At 34.3% G+C, this 15,756-nt stretch carries 11 protein-coding genes; 6 read left to right on the forward strand and 5 right to left on the reverse strand.

What is annotated here, in order from left to right; all coding sequences use genetic code 11:
* Nucleotides 1–36 precede the first annotated feature (36 nt).
* Nucleotides 37–918: an FKBP-type peptidyl-prolyl cis-trans isomerase gene (locus ABWU65_RS03880; protein WP_007302172.1), complete on the reverse strand. Its 882-nt coding sequence runs from the start codon at nt 916–918 to the stop codon at nt 37–39.
* Nucleotides 911–1,693 (reverse strand): polyprenyl synthetase family protein, encoded by a 783-nt coding sequence (locus tag ABWU65_RS03885; protein WP_006014603.1) that lies wholly within the window; start codon nt 1,691–1,693, stop codon nt 911–913. The genes ABWU65_RS03880 and ABWU65_RS03885 overlap by 8 nt, the downstream gene beginning before the upstream one ends.
* 127 nt (nt 1,694–1,820) lie before the next feature.
* Here ABWU65_RS03885 and acpP point away from each other — a divergent pair, with 127 nt between their 5' ends.
* The 4 genes from acpP (at nt 1,821) to thyX (ending at nt 6,034) form a co-directional block, all read left to right on the forward strand.
* Entirely contained in the window at nt 1,821–2,081 is a 261-nt protein-coding gene (gene acpP / locus ABWU65_RS03890) for an acyl carrier protein (RefSeq protein ID WP_064085853.1), read from the forward strand.
* 6 nt (nt 2,082–2,087) lie between these two features.
* Entirely contained in the window at nt 2,088–3,350 is a 1,263-nt protein-coding gene (fabF, locus tag ABWU65_RS03895; RefSeq protein ID WP_019236756.1) for a beta-ketoacyl-ACP synthase II, read from the forward strand.
* A gap of 554 nt (nt 3,351–3,904) precedes the next feature.
* On the forward strand, nt 3,905–5,182 hold the full coding sequence (murA, locus tag ABWU65_RS03900; RefSeq protein ID WP_012481905.1) for a UDP-N-acetylglucosamine 1-carboxyvinyltransferase: 1,278 nt from the start codon (nt 3,905–3,907) through the stop codon (nt 5,180–5,182).
* Nucleotides 5,183–5,191: 9 nt separating this feature from the next.
* Nucleotides 5,192–6,034: an FAD-dependent thymidylate synthase gene (gene thyX, locus ABWU65_RS03905; RefSeq protein ID WP_007302176.1), complete on the forward strand. Its 843-nt coding sequence runs from the start codon at nt 5,192–5,194 to the stop codon at nt 6,032–6,034.
* A gap of 24 nt (nt 6,035–6,058) precedes the next feature.
* On the opposite strand, the gene ABWU65_RS03910 is transcribed toward thyX, so the two are convergent.
* From ABWU65_RS03910 to ABWU65_RS03920, 3 genes are all read right to left on the reverse strand, one after another.
* On the reverse strand, nt 6,059–7,231 hold the full coding sequence (locus ABWU65_RS03910) for a hypothetical protein (protein WP_264685548.1): 1,173 nt from the start codon (nt 7,229–7,231) through the stop codon (nt 6,059–6,061).
* Nucleotides 7,232–7,557: 326 nt separating this feature from the next.
* Complete coding sequence (locus ABWU65_RS03915; protein WP_262986315.1) at nt 7,558–10,896, reverse strand: ankyrin repeat domain-containing protein; 3,339 nt, start codon at nt 10,894–10,896, stop codon at nt 7,558–7,560.
* A gap of 9 nt (nt 10,897–10,905) precedes the next feature.
* Entirely contained in the window at nt 10,906–11,874 is a 969-nt protein-coding gene (locus ABWU65_RS03920; RefSeq protein ID WP_264685547.1) for a hypothetical protein, read from the reverse strand.
* A 98-nt stretch (nt 11,875–11,972) separates the two neighbouring features.
* Here ABWU65_RS03920 and priA point away from each other — a divergent pair, with 98 nt between their 5' ends.
* Nucleotides 11,973–14,420 carry a primosomal protein N' gene (gene priA / locus ABWU65_RS03935; RefSeq protein ID WP_264685546.1) on the forward strand — a complete coding sequence of 816 codons (2,448 nt, stop codon included), beginning with the start codon at nt 11,973–11,975 and terminating at the stop codon, nt 14,418–14,420.
* Between the two features lie 115 nt (nt 14,421–14,535).
* The gene (locus ABWU65_RS03940; protein WP_353280326.1) at nt 14,536–15,330 is read left to right on the forward strand and encodes a hypothetical protein; all 795 of its coding nucleotides are present in this window, start codon (nt 14,536–14,538) and stop codon (nt 15,328–15,330) included.
* Nucleotides 15,331–15,756: the final 426 nt, after the last annotated feature.

Genomic DNA, 15,756 nt, shown 5'->3' on the forward strand with positions numbered 1-15,756 from the left:
GAGGTTTTATTTTTTCTTACTTCGTAATTCTTTAAGCTATTTTTCAATAGTAGAATTCAAGCTTAAATCAATTATTGAGATATTTTCTTCATCAAAATCTATTTCTTTTATTAATATACCAGTTAAAAGATCAGGTGGAGAAAGAACTGTTCTTTTATTACCAGCCCTCATTCCCACAACTCCAAGTTCTATAGCAAGTGGTATTTTTTTGTCACCAACCTTAAACTGCACTATTTGATCTTTGATTATATACTCACCATTATGTCTCTTTATGCTATATTGAACTGATATCTCATCGCCACATTTTACTCGCTTTCCAGTTTTGTTAATTAAGTCATTAAAAATCATCAGGTTATTTACTGAATCGGGATATTTATCTTTTACTTCAATCAGTTTGATGTAATAAGAGTTAAAACTCATTTTGTTGTCATCAGCAGCAATAGTAACTACACGCTCTCCGCCTTCTTTCATACCTATTACCCCTAAACTCACTTCTTTTAAGTAATCCTGACCTATTTTCAAATTGACATCAGTCGGAAGTAGCGTTGCTAGGTTGTTGGAGACTTTGTACATTTGTAGCAGAACTTCTTGGCCACAGAAAACTTTACTGCCACTACCTTCAGTAATTTCATAAAAGTTTATCATCTCTTCTTCTTTTTGCTGTGTTATTTCTTCTAAATATTCTGCTAACCCATGCTTTTCAATATAACGATCAAGAGCTGATTCAAGTATCGGCCTGACCAAATAACTTGCTATCATCTGTGTCAAACCACCATGTGTAGCATTTATTTCGTAAAGCTTTTCCCTTTTCTCTGGTTTATCTTTGTTTATATAAACAATCGTAATTATAAAAGCAGAAGCTAAAGTGAGAATCATTACTACAGAGATAAACATTTGTAATATAATTTTTCTAACCATCTTTTTTTACTTGATTCAATAAATCATATAAGTCACTAGTATTCCCTGAAAGCGTACTTAAATTATCTGAGGCCTGTTTAAAGAGACTATCTATATAGTTTTCCATTTCATTTTTTCCAAGCACGGACATTAAATTGTTTGTTTTATCTTGCTCATAATCTTCGATATCATCCTTGGCTTGAAAAATAAGCCCTAGATTTATTCCATAGTTATATAATGCTTCCCGCTCCTTGTCTGTAGCGCCTCCTATTATAGCCCCTATTTCACATGAAGCTGCAAATAGTTTTGCAGTTTTCATCAAATGAATTTCTTTTATTTTGTCAAAATCTGCACCTATATCTAAAATCTGCCCTCCCACCATTCCCTTCATTCCTATTGCTTGAGAGAGCACTTTTATGATCTCACAATTTAACAAAGATAATACCTCAAAAGCCAGGGTAAGTAATGCATCTCCGGCCAGTACTGCTGTTGCTTCACCAAATTTTTTGTGGCAGCTTGGCTGGCCTCTTCGAGTGTCACTGTTATCCATACATGGCAGATCATCGTGAATTAGGGAGTAAGCATGAATAAATTCAATTGCTGCTGCTGCTGTTATTGCTTTTTCAACCTTTATGTTGAATATCGACGAAGATGCTATAACTAAAAAAGAACGTATATGTTTTGCAGGAGCAAGAAGTACATAACGCATAGCTGATATAAGTTTATTCTCGCTATTTTCAGGTAAGAGCTTATTCACTTCTACAACAAGCAAATTTTTTGTTGTTTCGTCTAGCATTTTTAAATTTATTAACTATCGAGTGCTAAGAGATAGGAAGTTTTTAATAGTTTATATAATCATAAAAGCTATTGCAAACATCAAAATTTCTTATAACATCAGAGAATAGGTTATTTTTTAGTAAGAAATGAGCGAATTGGCAAAAAGCACTAGGGAAGATATAGAAGAAAAAGTAAAGAAGATTATACTAGAGCACATCAGTAAGGATGTAGAGGGATTTAGTAGTTCTTCAAAGCTTTCAGACCATGGCACAGATAGTTTAGATGCAGTTGAAATAATCATGGCAGCTGAAGAAGAATTTGGTATAGAGATTCCTGATGAAGATGCGCAAAAAATGGAAACTATGGAACAGATAGTTGAATATGTAGTAAACAAAGCAAACAATTGATGTTGAATGAGCAAAAGAGTAGTAGTTACCGGTGTTGGCTTAATTACTCCACTAGCAGCAGATGTTAATAACACCTGGTTAAAGCTGAAAGAAGGTAAATCTGGCATAAAAGCAATCAGTACAGATAGGTTCAACTCTTCTGATCTTGCTTGCAGGGTTGCAGGACAGGTATCCTACAACGCTGAAAGCTGTTTTAATCCGCTAGATTATATTTCTGAAAAAGACCTAAAAAGAACAGATCGTTTTATTCACTACGGAATTGCAGCAGCTGTTCAGGCAGTAGAAGATTCACTAATTTTGGAAAATAAAAATATTAATAAAGAGCGAATAGGTGTAGCTATTGGTTCTGGTATAGGTGGTCTTCCATCAATTCAGGAAAATGTAATTACCATGCAGGAGAAGGGGCCTAGACGTGTTAGCCCATTTTTTGTTCCTGCAAGTCTAATAAATTTGATATCTGGTCATATTTCTATTAAATACGAATTTATAGGTCCAAATGACTCAGCGGTTACTGCATGTGCAACAGGTGCGCATGCGATTATAAACTCAGCAAGAGCTATAAAACTCGGTGAAGCTGACATTATGATTGCAGGCGGAGCAGAAAGTGCGTTATGCAGAGTTGGAATTGCAGGTTTTGCATCGATGAAGGCGCTATCAACTAAATTCAATGATAAGCCTGAAGAGGCCTCAAGGCCATGGGACGAAGAACGCGATGGATTTGTCATGGGCGAAGGGGCCGGTATATTAGTTCTGGAAGAATATGAACATGCAAAAAAAAGGGAAGCAAAAATATATGCAGAACTCACTGGATATGGACTCACAGGAGATGCGCACCACATTACAGCACCACATCCAGAAGGAAGAGGCGCACTTAAGGCAATGGAACTTGCTTTAAGGAGTGCACAAGTAAGCCCAAGTCAAATTGGGTATATCAATGCACATGGAACTTCAACAAAACTTGGGGATAAAGTTGAAGTAATAGCAATGAAGCAGTTATTCGGTGACTATGCCTATAAAATACCTGTTTCCTCGACTAAATCTTCTATAGGACATTTACTTGGTGCCGCAGGAAGTGTTGAAGCAATATTTAGTATCCTTGCATTAAACAATGGAATTGTTCCACCAACTTTAAACCTACACAAACCTTCAGAAGGGTGTGATTTAAATTTTGTACCACTTAAAGCTCAAGAGCATAAAATTCAATATGCGCTTTCTAATTCATTTGGTTTTGGTGGTACCAACGCGTCTCTCATCTTTGGAAAGGTGTAGTTAATTATGCTATTTTGAATCGACTACGAAAATGTCATTCGAGTAGCTGAAACTGGAATGGCTTTGTTGCATCGCTACCTATGAAAGGCTAACTATACAAGCAACTTATTGAAAATCTTATTTTTTTTGCAGTCAATCTGATCAAATTTAAGAATAGTAATTTATTGTTTGTATTAGTAAATTTAATTCTACTTAAAATAGCTAAAGCATTGAAATTCTTGAATTTTAGCTAGATTAGTGAATGGTAGTAAAATTTCTTTTACTCAAATTTAGATATTCACTGACCGTCCTTACTATAAATGCTAGAATAATAAGCTACTGATATTCTTCATCTTTTTTATCTTTAATCCGCCGTAGATAGCGATGCAACAAAGCCAACTGGAATCCAGTTAAATTGGTCAGCATAAAAGTAATGTTGAAATATAACATTTTGATGATGATGAAGAAATGGATCCCAGTGTCAGCTACTCGAATGACTGAAGAAGAAAAAGCAAAATTTTGCCTTTTACCGCTAACCTATTATACTTACTTGATAAGTTCTATCGCTTGATTAAATGCATAAAATATTAGTAAGAAGTAACCATAAGCCCTTGATTGGAAAAATCAAGATTAATGGTTCAAAGAATGCAGTCTTGCCAATAATGGCGGCAAGCTTGTTTAGTAATTCTTCAATAACTTTGCATAACGTACCTGATTTAATTGACGTGCATTTGATGTCTGAGCTGCTTAAGAGTCTTGGTGCAGAAGTAAATTTTATATGCAATAAAGACTATAAAGCAAATCATACTTTGGAAATTGACTGTAGCAATATCAATAACCATTTAATATCACATGAAATTGCAAGCAGACTGCGAGCATCTTTTTTAATGCTAGGTCCAATGCTCAGCAGATTTGGTAGAGTTTCAACAGTATTTCCTGGTGGATGTAATATTGGAAAACGTCCTGTTGACATTCATATCAAGGCACTTGAAGCAATGGGAGCTAAAATTGAAATTGATAGCTGTAATATAACTGCAACAACAAAGGGAAAATTGCAAGGCAAAGAAATAACATTTGAAAAAGTAAGTGTTGGCGCAACAGAAAACATAATCATGTCAGCAACACTTGCAGAAGGAGTAACAACAATAAACAATGCCGCAACGGAGCCGGAAGTTCTTGATTTAATAGAGTTTCTGAAGATTATGGGTGCCAATATTGAAGTTAATAATACAAAAATCACAATAGAAGGTGTTGAAGCATTAAATGGGTGTGAGCATAAAATAATACCAGATCGCATAGAGGCCGGTACTTATGCTTTGGCTGCTATCATTACCGACGGCGAGCTAAAGTTAGAAGGAGTAAGTTTGTCTGATATAGAATGTATTGCAAATGAATTGAAGACTATAGGAGCCAGAGTTGAGTTACATGATGATGGTATTATTATTTCTAGAAAAAATGGCTCTATTAAATCTGCTCACGTTGCAACAAATCCATATCCCAACTTTCCCAGTGATATGCAACCACAACTAATGTCTGCTATGTCAATTGCAGGTGGAATATCAATCATTGAAGAGAACGTTTTTGAAAGTAGATTTGCACATGCAAATGAGCTAAGAAAATTAGGTGCTAATATCAGCATCGAAAAAAATAAAGCTACTATAAGTGGAATAAAGAGCTTATCTGGAGCTAATCTGCATGCTAATGACTTAAGGTCAACAGCAGCTTTAATTCTCGCTTCTTTGGTAGCTAAAGGAGAAACTACAATAAATAACTCACATCATTTATGGAGAGGATATGAGGCAATGCACGAAAAACTCAATTCATGCGGGGCTGATATTTTCGTTTCATCTTGAGGATATATTATGAATGAGACAACTAAGCGAACTACAGTAAAAGAAATAGATGACATTCTATACGAAGAACATAAGGTATTAGATCATGGATTTGTTCGAGTAATTGATTATATGGGCTCTGATAGCGCCATAGTTCAAGCTGCTCGCGTTTCTTATGGAAAAGGAACGAAACAGATAAATCAAGATGAAGCGCTTATAAAGTATTTGATGAGGCATCATCATACAACTCCATTTGAAATGTGTGAAATTAAGTTTCACGTGAAACTTCCAATTTTTATTGCAAGACAGTGGATAAGACACAGAACTGCAAATGTGAATGAATATTCCGGAAGGTATTCGATACTTGATAATGAATTTTATATACCAGAACAGGTTGCAAAACAATCTGATAATAATAAACAAGGCAGCGGTGAAGCTTTTGACTCAAGTACTTCAAAAGAAATAATAGATTCTCTAATAAATGATTCTAATTTAGTATATTCTCATTATGAGAAATTTATTGAACAGGGCCTTGCAAGGGAAATTGCCCGAACTAATCTAACACTTAATTACTATACTCAGTTTTATTGGAAAATAGATTTACACAACCTTCTTCACTTTTTAAGGCTTAGAGCTGATCAGCACGCCCAATATGAAATTAGAGTCTATGCAGAAGTTATGTTGGACATAGTAAAGAAATGGGTCCCGCTGGCCTATAATGCTTTCATTGAATACTCCTTAAAATCAGCCTGTATTTCAAAAACTGGTCTTGAAATAATTCGCAAGCTAATAAAAGGAGAAAATGTTGCGAGAGAAGAAAGTGGCATTGGTAAAAGAGAATGGAATGAGCTGATGTCTATACTTGGTAAATAGCCAAAAAGATCGAGTTATGTCCTTTCACAGACTTGCAGGTGTGAGCAACAATTTATTCATACCTTTATCAACTGATATATCAATTATTTTTGAATTTGTTCTTTCTGTTGTTTCATAAAGTTTTTCAGCTTTCTTTGAAATCAGTGTTGCATTTCTAAGTCCAATATGAACTTCGCAATAATCTGCAAAATTTTCAACATACATATCATATGAATAATGGTTTACAGCAAGTTCCATTACCCTACAAACTTCCTCTAATGTAAAATTAGCAGCTCCTGTATCAGGACAAAAGCCAACCGCTCCTTTATTAGGGTCAAAAAATATGTATTTATCATTCTCTGCTTTATACACCAACATAGAATGCCCCTCATCCTCAATGACATCTTCTTCATTACAAGCATAGCAAAAATAACTAAATTCTAAGTAGCATCCTATCTTCACATCATTTAAGAAACGTTTGATTTGTTCTTGGTTAGTATAGACCCATACTTTTGTTGAAGATAGATCGTTACATAATTGCTTATATATTATCTCATCATAATAAAATGGATCTCCTTCTCGCTTTTCAATGCTCTGAATATCAAGAATAGGTAAGAATTGCGATAAAAACTGCATCATTAATAACTTTTTCGTTTGTTCTTTTTTTCCATCAATATAATTCATAAAATCTTGTTCAGATATAATATTATCAGACTCGAGAAATCCAACAAAATCTTGCCTATTCTCTAATTTTAGAAAAGTAACAAAGTAATTTAATGAGTGACATAACCCTCTTTCGAGAGAAAAACCTAAAATTTCTTCAAATCTATCTTTTAATTGTACAATTTTAGATATACTATCTGACATAAAAGTATTCAAATTAAATTGAATAGCTTTCTCACTTTCAAATAATTTATTATATTGTTCTTCAGCTGATAAATCCGGTGCTTTGTATACATATCTACCATTTTCTCTACGTATACCTTCTATATCTTTAATTATACCTTGTTCTACATTTTTACTGATAGAAATTTGGTGCTTTCCTTTATTGGCAAATTGATTTAAAAACTCCGCAATTTCCTGTTTTGAGAGTCTTGTTTCAACTTGTCCATCTTCTCTATCTTCAGTTTTATAAAACACTTTAACTCTAGGATGTTCCTTATCAGTATAGACTTTTAATACAATAGATTGAGCAATGCGATTAACATGTTTTGGCATATTGATTATTAAGATATTAACTATATATCTTAATAATAGTATAACCCACGCCACCTGTCAATTAATAAATTAATATTATTTATTATATAAAAAAGTAAATTACATAGTAGATTCCAGTGCTTGACACTGGAATCTAGGAATTTTGATTCTAAATTGGGTATTGGTCTAAAATTAAAATAAACGTTTGTGATGAGATTATATGAACACTGGATCCCAGACTGGGATGACAGGAGAAGGAAACGCCGGAATGGCAGGGGAAAGAAACACTGGGATGACAGTGAAAGATCTAATTCCTTATATCAATTAATTCTCATCCACCTTTTACATTACATAAACTCATCACTTTTATAGAACATCTCATTAAAATCATTCAAAATTCCAAAATCTTGATTTTTAATAAATAGATGCCCATCTGCAATATAGGACTCAGCAAGAGTAAATGGTTCATCATGATGCTGTGATGCTGGCCTAACAATTTCATTGTACAAAACCATTACTTGCTCATAATTGTATCCACTACCATCATGATATTTACCACGTATAGTGTCATAAAAATTTCTTACATCATCATACGTAACTTGCAGTTCTACCTTATATTTCCCTATTTCAACAGCCTCACCCACTTTGATTTTTAAAGGATGTTGTTTCACATTATCTATAACAATTGTTTCCTCTTGCTTCTCTTCGTCTCCTCTTATCGATCTTTTACTCCTTTCTTCACTCGCAGGTTGATCTGCTGGCATTTGGTCTATATCGTTAGATTCTTCTTCTTGCATAGTAATTTTTTTGAGATAGCTAAGCATATCCTTTCCAGCTTTTTCCCAAGTTGCAGCTTCTTTTGAAAGCTCACGATAATAAGAATCATTACCGCCTTTGCTATCTATTACATCTCTTGCTAGTCCTTTCTCTTCTGCCCATAACTCAGCATGTTCAACAAGTGTCCTGCCATCTTTGCCTACAACGTCAACGTCAGCTTTGTTTTTTATTAGATATTCTATTGTATCTAACTTTCCATGCCTCACTGCATGAACTAAAGGTGTCCAACCATCATTATCCTGAGCATTAATATTCGCACCTTTTTCAACTAACTGCTCTATCATCTTCTTATTCCCAAGATCAACAGCAAGATGCAAAGGTGTTAAGCCGTAGCTATCCTGAATATCAATATCCGCATTATGCTCTATGAGATATTTAACTACTTCCATATTTTTCATGTACATGGCAAAATGTAGTGGAGATTTACCAGAGCTAATATCACGGGTATCAACATCTATACCACGATCTATTAAGTATTTAGCAATTTCCGTATGTTTTAGCTCAATTGCATAGTGCAGCAGTGTTTGAGCTGACGTGTTTTTGATACCAAGATCTGCGCCATGCTCAATTAAACTCTTAACTATTTCCGCATTCCCTAGCTTAATAGCAGCAAGTAACGGAAAAGTATAATAACTTTTACTATTAGGATCTGCGTTATGATCTAATAGATACTTCACTATTTCTGTATTACCTGAATAAATAGCACTGTATAATGGCGTTTTGGAATAAGCATCTTGAATATTAGGATTTGCACCACGATCTATTAAGTATTTAGCTATCTCTATATTTCCAGACTCAATAGCATAGTGTAAAGGTGTCTTATAATACACATATTTAGTATTAGTTTTCTGATAATAATTGTCATGAACATTAAGATTTGCTCCATGATCAATAAGATATTTTGCTACTTCCGTATTTCCTGACTGAATGGCATAATGTAGTGGCGTTTGTCCATTATGGTCTCTTGTATCAGTATATGAATTGTGTTTTAGTAGCATTGCTACTTTGCTTAAATCTCCCAATGAAGCAGCAAAATGTAAACTCGTCGCACCTGTTACCTTATTTATCTCGTTTACTTTTCCTATAGTGTTTTCTACATTATTGTCATCAATATTCACCTTTAAGAAAGGCTGTTTATTATACTTCATAACTTTTGTTGTAACAGCTTTTCCTTGTTCGTCTTCACTCACTTTTTTAGCAGGTTGCATAGAATCTTCTCTACTGACACTTTCTATCTTGGTTTTATCACCACTTACATTATGTACTGGGCTATAACCATATAGACCCTTGCCTGCACTTTGTTGGCTTGTTGAACTTTCAACACTGTTAGATTCAACAACATTATATTCCATATGTTGTTCACCACTCAGCTCAGCCTTAACCCATTGTTTAAATTCTTGATCATAACCTTTCAGCTCAGTCAAAAAATCCTCAACTAATTTCTTACCTTGATCCCTATCATGATATCTCTTATAAGTGGAGAGGCTCTTTAGTAAATTATCAATTAAGTCCGGGTGTTTATTTTCAAGAAACTTTACTACTTGCTCTGCTTCTGAATAGTAGTGATTTCCTTGATAATCATTACGTAATATCTCATCTAGTTTAAGATTCTTATTTTTTATTGCAATTAAAGCTTCTTTATCTCCGTGATCATTAATGTGTTTGCCATTTTCTAAACCAGCAACATAGTTAGCAATAGCTTCGTGCATTGCTTTTGGCAAGATATAGCTTAGACCAAGATTTGCAAAGTGCATTGCATGCCCTATCTCGTGCTCTAACGTATGTTGATTTAAATTCCCTTTACTATCTAGGTAGACATAAACGTCAGCAGCATTTCCCTTATTTAGATCGATCATTCTTGTGTAGCCATTAACACCGTCGCCAGCATCGAATCCAACTTTTTTCAAGTACTCTTTAAACTCATTTTGAGTGTTGAATACATAAGTATTGATCCTTATATCATGGTCAGAGGTATTAAAAGCACCCTTAAAGTCTCGTACAGCATCTTTAATGCTTTTTTCTATTGTATCTAGCTTATTGGCAGCTAAGTCATACTTGATATTTATATTAGTGTTATCAAGGGATACAGTTTTGCTACGTGAAAGGTTTGACATTACACCATCCATGTAATTTACTATTTCCACTTGCCCTTGCTGTTTAGCATAAGTAAGAGGTGTACCATCGCATGCTCTTTTAATATAAAGATCAGCACCATTATCTATCAGACATTTCACCATATCTAAATTTCCACGTGTAATAGCTAGGTGTATCGGAGTGTAGTTATGAGTAAGATTTATATCTGCACCGTTTTTTATTAAATAATCTACTACTTCTGTATGACCTTTATTGACTTTTACATTTGCAGCAACATGAAGAGGAGTATCATTCCATTTATCTAAAACATCAAGCCTAGCACCTTTTTCTACTAAAAATTTCACTGCAGCTAAATTTCCATCTTCAGCAGCTTTATGCAGAAAGGTTCTGCCGATACTGTCTTGTCGGTTTATATCTGCACCTTTGTCTATCAAATATTCTGCTAATTCCATACGTCCAAGTGAAATAGCCATGCCAAGAGGATTATTATATTTACCCAGGTTAACATCGGCATTACCTATTTCGACTAGAAATTTTATCATTTTCTCATCATTATTCATAACAGCATAAAAAAGTGGAGTGAGCTTATGTTTATCTTCCACGTCCACTCTAGCGCCTTTATCTATTAACAGTTTGACCTCATCGAAACGCCTACTAAAAACAGCTTTATGTAGAGCAGCATAGCCTGCAGAGTCTTTAGCATCTAAATCTAAATTTTTTGATTTATCATATTCAGAATTTGTTTTAAATTTCATATTCACCTCTTAAAAATTTTCACTATAAATAAGTCTTGAGAAAAATGCGTTAACTGTAGATTCAGCCTTTACCTTGTTTTTGCATAACTGCTTAGATAGTTGATCATCGCGAAAAAGCAGATTCTTAGTATCGAGATATTTAGCATAGTTGCCAGCAGGTATTGAGTAGAAACCGCTTTCAAGTTCAAGATAAGAGCTGCTATTGAGAACAAAAAATAAATCGCTCTGGTCAAGCAGTATGTCATAACCAGAGCTCGTGCAATGTAAGTATTCATTGCCTTCATACTCTGCTATGTAGTACTTACTTGCATCAAGATCACCATCAAGCTGCAAAATTGCCGCTGAACATCCATTCCCAATACTATGGCCTTTTATTACTTTAAGTACTTTAATCTCATCATTTTCTATGAGTTCCCTTAACTTTTCATTCTTTTTATTTAATTCTTCCTCTGCTTTTCTTCTGTCTTCTTCTAATTTTGTTTCTTTTTCAACAAGCTCATTTTGTATTTGCAAAAACATATCTTGAACGGTTAAGCCATTTAGAAAGTAATCCAATACAATTGACACAAACGGCTGCAATTCACCATTATCTTCAAAGCTCTTTTCCTGCTTTTTGTCATATTGAGTGGGGTTATAGATTGCATACATAGGATAAAAGCCATAATTCACCTCGTCGAATGATAACTCTATCGAAAATCCGCTCTGATCAAGTGGAAGTTTAGTAGCTAAATATCTACCATTATTATCTCTGACATACAGCTCATTTATACCATAGTGCCCACTATATTTGTTGTAATAAATATAAAAATTCTCAGGATTAAGATTAAAGTAATCATCTAAATTGTTAGGTTTACCGAGCTTTTCACATAGAAAACTCTTGCTCTTATCTGTAAGTTTGATGCGTGTAGAGAAGTAACACCGATCTATTCGGTCACCTTTTTCTATTTCAAAGTCTAGGACTATTTTATCGCTAAACATACAGAATTTCCTCACATTTCTAATATTTATGATTATAAATTGTGTACTATGAAAAAAGCATTAAGGCTTCTCTATGTATCTAAAAACAGCGCTAACTTATGACAAAAACAGTTGACGTATTACTGCCACTTCCAATTGATCAGCTATTTTCATATGCAGTTGAGGAAGATACTGAAGTTTCAATTGGAGATTACGTAGTGGTGCCGTTTGGCAGAAAGCGTTTGATTGGAATAGTTTGGAAATATAGCGGCAAGAGTGATCGAGAATTAAAATGCATTGAACAAAAGATCGAGTTACCGAGTATCAGACCAAAACTGATCGAATTTGCAGAGTGGGTTGCGCAGTATAATGTAATACCTATCGGTATGCTTGCCAAAGTAATAATGGGAGGAGTATTAAAGGTAAATCAGATAGATAAGTTAGTTTTCACTAAGCAAAAGCAGGAAATAAGTGAAATAGATTGCCAATTAAGCCCTGAGCAGCAAGCAGCTCGCAATAAGATAATAAGTAATTTGAATGAGTATTCAGTGACTTTGCTTGACGGTGAAACCGGGTCTGGAAAAACGGAAGTTTATCTCTCTGTGATTGCACAGTTAATTAAGAATTATAGTATTTACGAACATTGTCTACCAAAAAGGTGTCACTCCATCCTATGGTGTCATTCCGGTACCCCCTTCTTTTGTCATCCCAGTGCCCCGACACTGGGATCCAGTAAAATTGATTGTAAACAGCACACTATACAACATTTTCAATCAAAAAACTGGATTCCAGTGTCAACTACTTGCATGACACCATTTGCTATGCAATTTACTTTCAAAAATAAACGTTATGTCATTCCAGCGTTCAATACACAACTAGACGAATGTTACAATATAAGAGTAATTTTTACCAAAAAGCCAGTGCCCCGACACTGGAACTTAATTTCAAATCAGTACACTAAGCAGTTGTACGATAAAGACTGGATTCCAGTGTCAAGCACTGGAATGACATCATCTACTACTAAAACTACCTGCAAATGTTCAAACACCAAAAGGTTACACACTGGAATAACACCAGAAGAGGGTAATGCACAAGTCCTTATCCTTCTGCCAGAAATTGTTCTAACTTCACAATTGGTAAATCGTGTTCACAGTCAGATATCTGGAAATATAGCTGAGTGGCATTCAGGACTTACTCCAAAAGCTCGCCGAAATAATTGGCTCAATATAGCAAATGGAAGTGCGCAGATCATTATTGGGGCAAGGTCATCACTTTTTTTGCCTTATAAGAACCTAAAATTGATCATCGTTGATGAAGAGCATGACTCATCCTTTAAACAGGAACAAGGAATTATATATAATGCTCGAGATATGGCAATTATCTTAGCCAAACTCGAAAATATTCCGATTATTTTATCATCCGCTACTCCGCTGCTTGAAACAATTTATCATGTTAAAAAAGGGAATTACAACCATGTAAAGCTAACCGAACGATTCGGTGGTGCAGAGTTGCCGCACATAAAAGTAGTGAATAATAAACAATGGATTTCAAATGAGCTTTTCGAAGGGATAAAACAAACCATAGAGAAAAAACAGCAAGTTATGCTCTTTCTAAACCGCAGGGGGTATGCGCAACTTGCAGTTTGTAAAAAATGTGGATATAAAATTTCCTGCTCAAATTGCACTGTATGGCTTACGTACCACAAGAAAAAGAACGTCCTTTTGTGTCACCATTGTTCTTACCAATCAAAACTTCCAGAAAAATGCTCGAATTGTCAAAGTGAGCAGTCATTATCCCTTTGTGGTATAGGAATTGAGAGGTTACTTGAAGAGATAGTAAAACTATTACCAAACGCAAAGACTGCGATTATTAGCAGCGACCAGAAGTCGCTTGGTAGCGTAATTGACTCAGTGCTCAAAGAAGAAGTGAATATTATAATCGGTACACAAGTGATTGCTAAAGGGCATAATTTCCCTAAGTTAACTTTGGTTGGAGTGATAAACGCAGATTTAGGCCTTGAAAATTCTGACCTCAGGGCAGCAGAAAAGACGTATCAATTATTGCATCAAGTTGCCGGTAGATCTGGGAGGTTCAACGAAAAAGGAACGGTAATAGTGCAAACTAATAATCCTGAAAGTTTGATAATAAAAGCATTGCAGCAGCAAAAAAGGGATTTGTTTTATGAAATTGAACTTGAGTCAAGACGCAAAGCTAAAATGCCACCATTTAGTAGATTAATAGCGCTTATAGTTTTCGGTAAGGATCAATTTGCAACGCAGAAAGCAGCAAGTGAGATAACAAGCTTTTTGCATGATCAATGTTCAGCTACTATTCCTTCTGCGTTGTCATTCCAGTGCGTGACTAGAAAAAAAGAACTCGAAATTTTTGGCCCATCACCAGCAGCAATAAATTTTTTAAACAATAAATATCGTTATAGAGTGTTACTAAAGATACATAGTAAACATAGTCTATTCATAAAGAAAAAGCTGAAACATTGGATTAAAAATTACAACTTGAATTCAAATATTGCAGTAACAATAGATGTTGACCCTGTGAGTTTTTTTTGATGTTATTTGAATTTATTTGACATTCACAGAATTAATTATATTAATTTTTTAATCAATGATTTGACTTTTATTAGAGTTTATTATATTATTGATATAACTAGAATAAGGAGATGGTATGAATACTTTACTTGAAATCGTCTGTAGGAAAGGGATAAGGCATAACGAAAAAATTACAGAATTGAAGGAATTCCTTAATAAAAATATCAAAATACCTATTGACAAGGAGTTATTTAAATCAGCTTTATCTATAGAGGATGCTGTAGATATAAGAAAAGATATGGTGTATCTTATTTTGCACTACTGTATTGAACACGATAGTGCAATATCTGAGAAAAAAGAGAAATTATCATTTCAAGACGTGATGAAGATTTTAGATGAAACTGTGAATAGGTTTATTACTCCTCAGTATTTCTATTTCTACAAATTGATAAATTTTCAAGATCAAAGTAGTAAAAATACATTATTACACCAAGCTGTTATAAGTAATAACACTGAGGCAATAGAAGCCCTTTTGAAACATGGCGCAAATTCTTTGATAAGGAATAAAGAAGACAAAATGCCATTAGATTTAGCTCAAGAAGAAAAAACAAGAGAAGCACTCATTAAATACATGCAAGACCAAGCTCAATCGAAAAAAGAAAGTGCTAGATGTAATAGTTTGATTGGCATTATACCTGGCGTTTTTCTTGGCATTGGACTCGGTGTTGGTGGTGCTTTAGTCCCTTCAATGACTATTATATTATGCGCACTCGCAGTATCTGCTCTTGTTGCTGGAATAGCAGTTGGAGTGGCTATATATTTCCTAAGTCAAGACTATAAACAGGCTAAATTAATAGAAGAAGCTGTTAATCCTCAACTCTCTTCTGTCGAGCATGAAAAGACTGCAGATAATAAAGCAGTACTAGGATAACTGTGAGTTTTTTAACATTAGATTTCTTGCATAACTGGAATTCGAAAGTTCCAGCGCATTTTTCTTATTGGATTCCAGTGTCAAGCACTGGGATGACATCTTATTATGCAAGAAATCTATTCATTTAAAACTTATTTGAGAAAACGTAGCTATAAAAACCGCAGGTACCAGTTGGTTTTTATTAGCTAAATTAAAGGTCAAGTATCTGGAATTCTGAACATAAGATCCCCCTGTATAAAAAAGATTAGAAAAAATGCAGTGAACATACGACAGATATGCTCTGAAGAGGATACGCTACATTTTTTAATGAGTTTAATAAAAAAGTCTGCAGACGGAGATAGATTTTTGAGCTCAATAAATATCTCTAACTGTAATTGTAATCAGATTTAAAATATGCGGAAGTAATTTTTTAGCTATAAAATCTTC

The organism is Wolbachia endosymbiont (group B) of Silvanus unidentatus, assembly GCF_964028615.1.
In the GTDB taxonomy this organism is placed as follows: domain Bacteria; phylum Pseudomonadota; class Alphaproteobacteria; order Rickettsiales; family Anaplasmataceae; genus Wolbachia.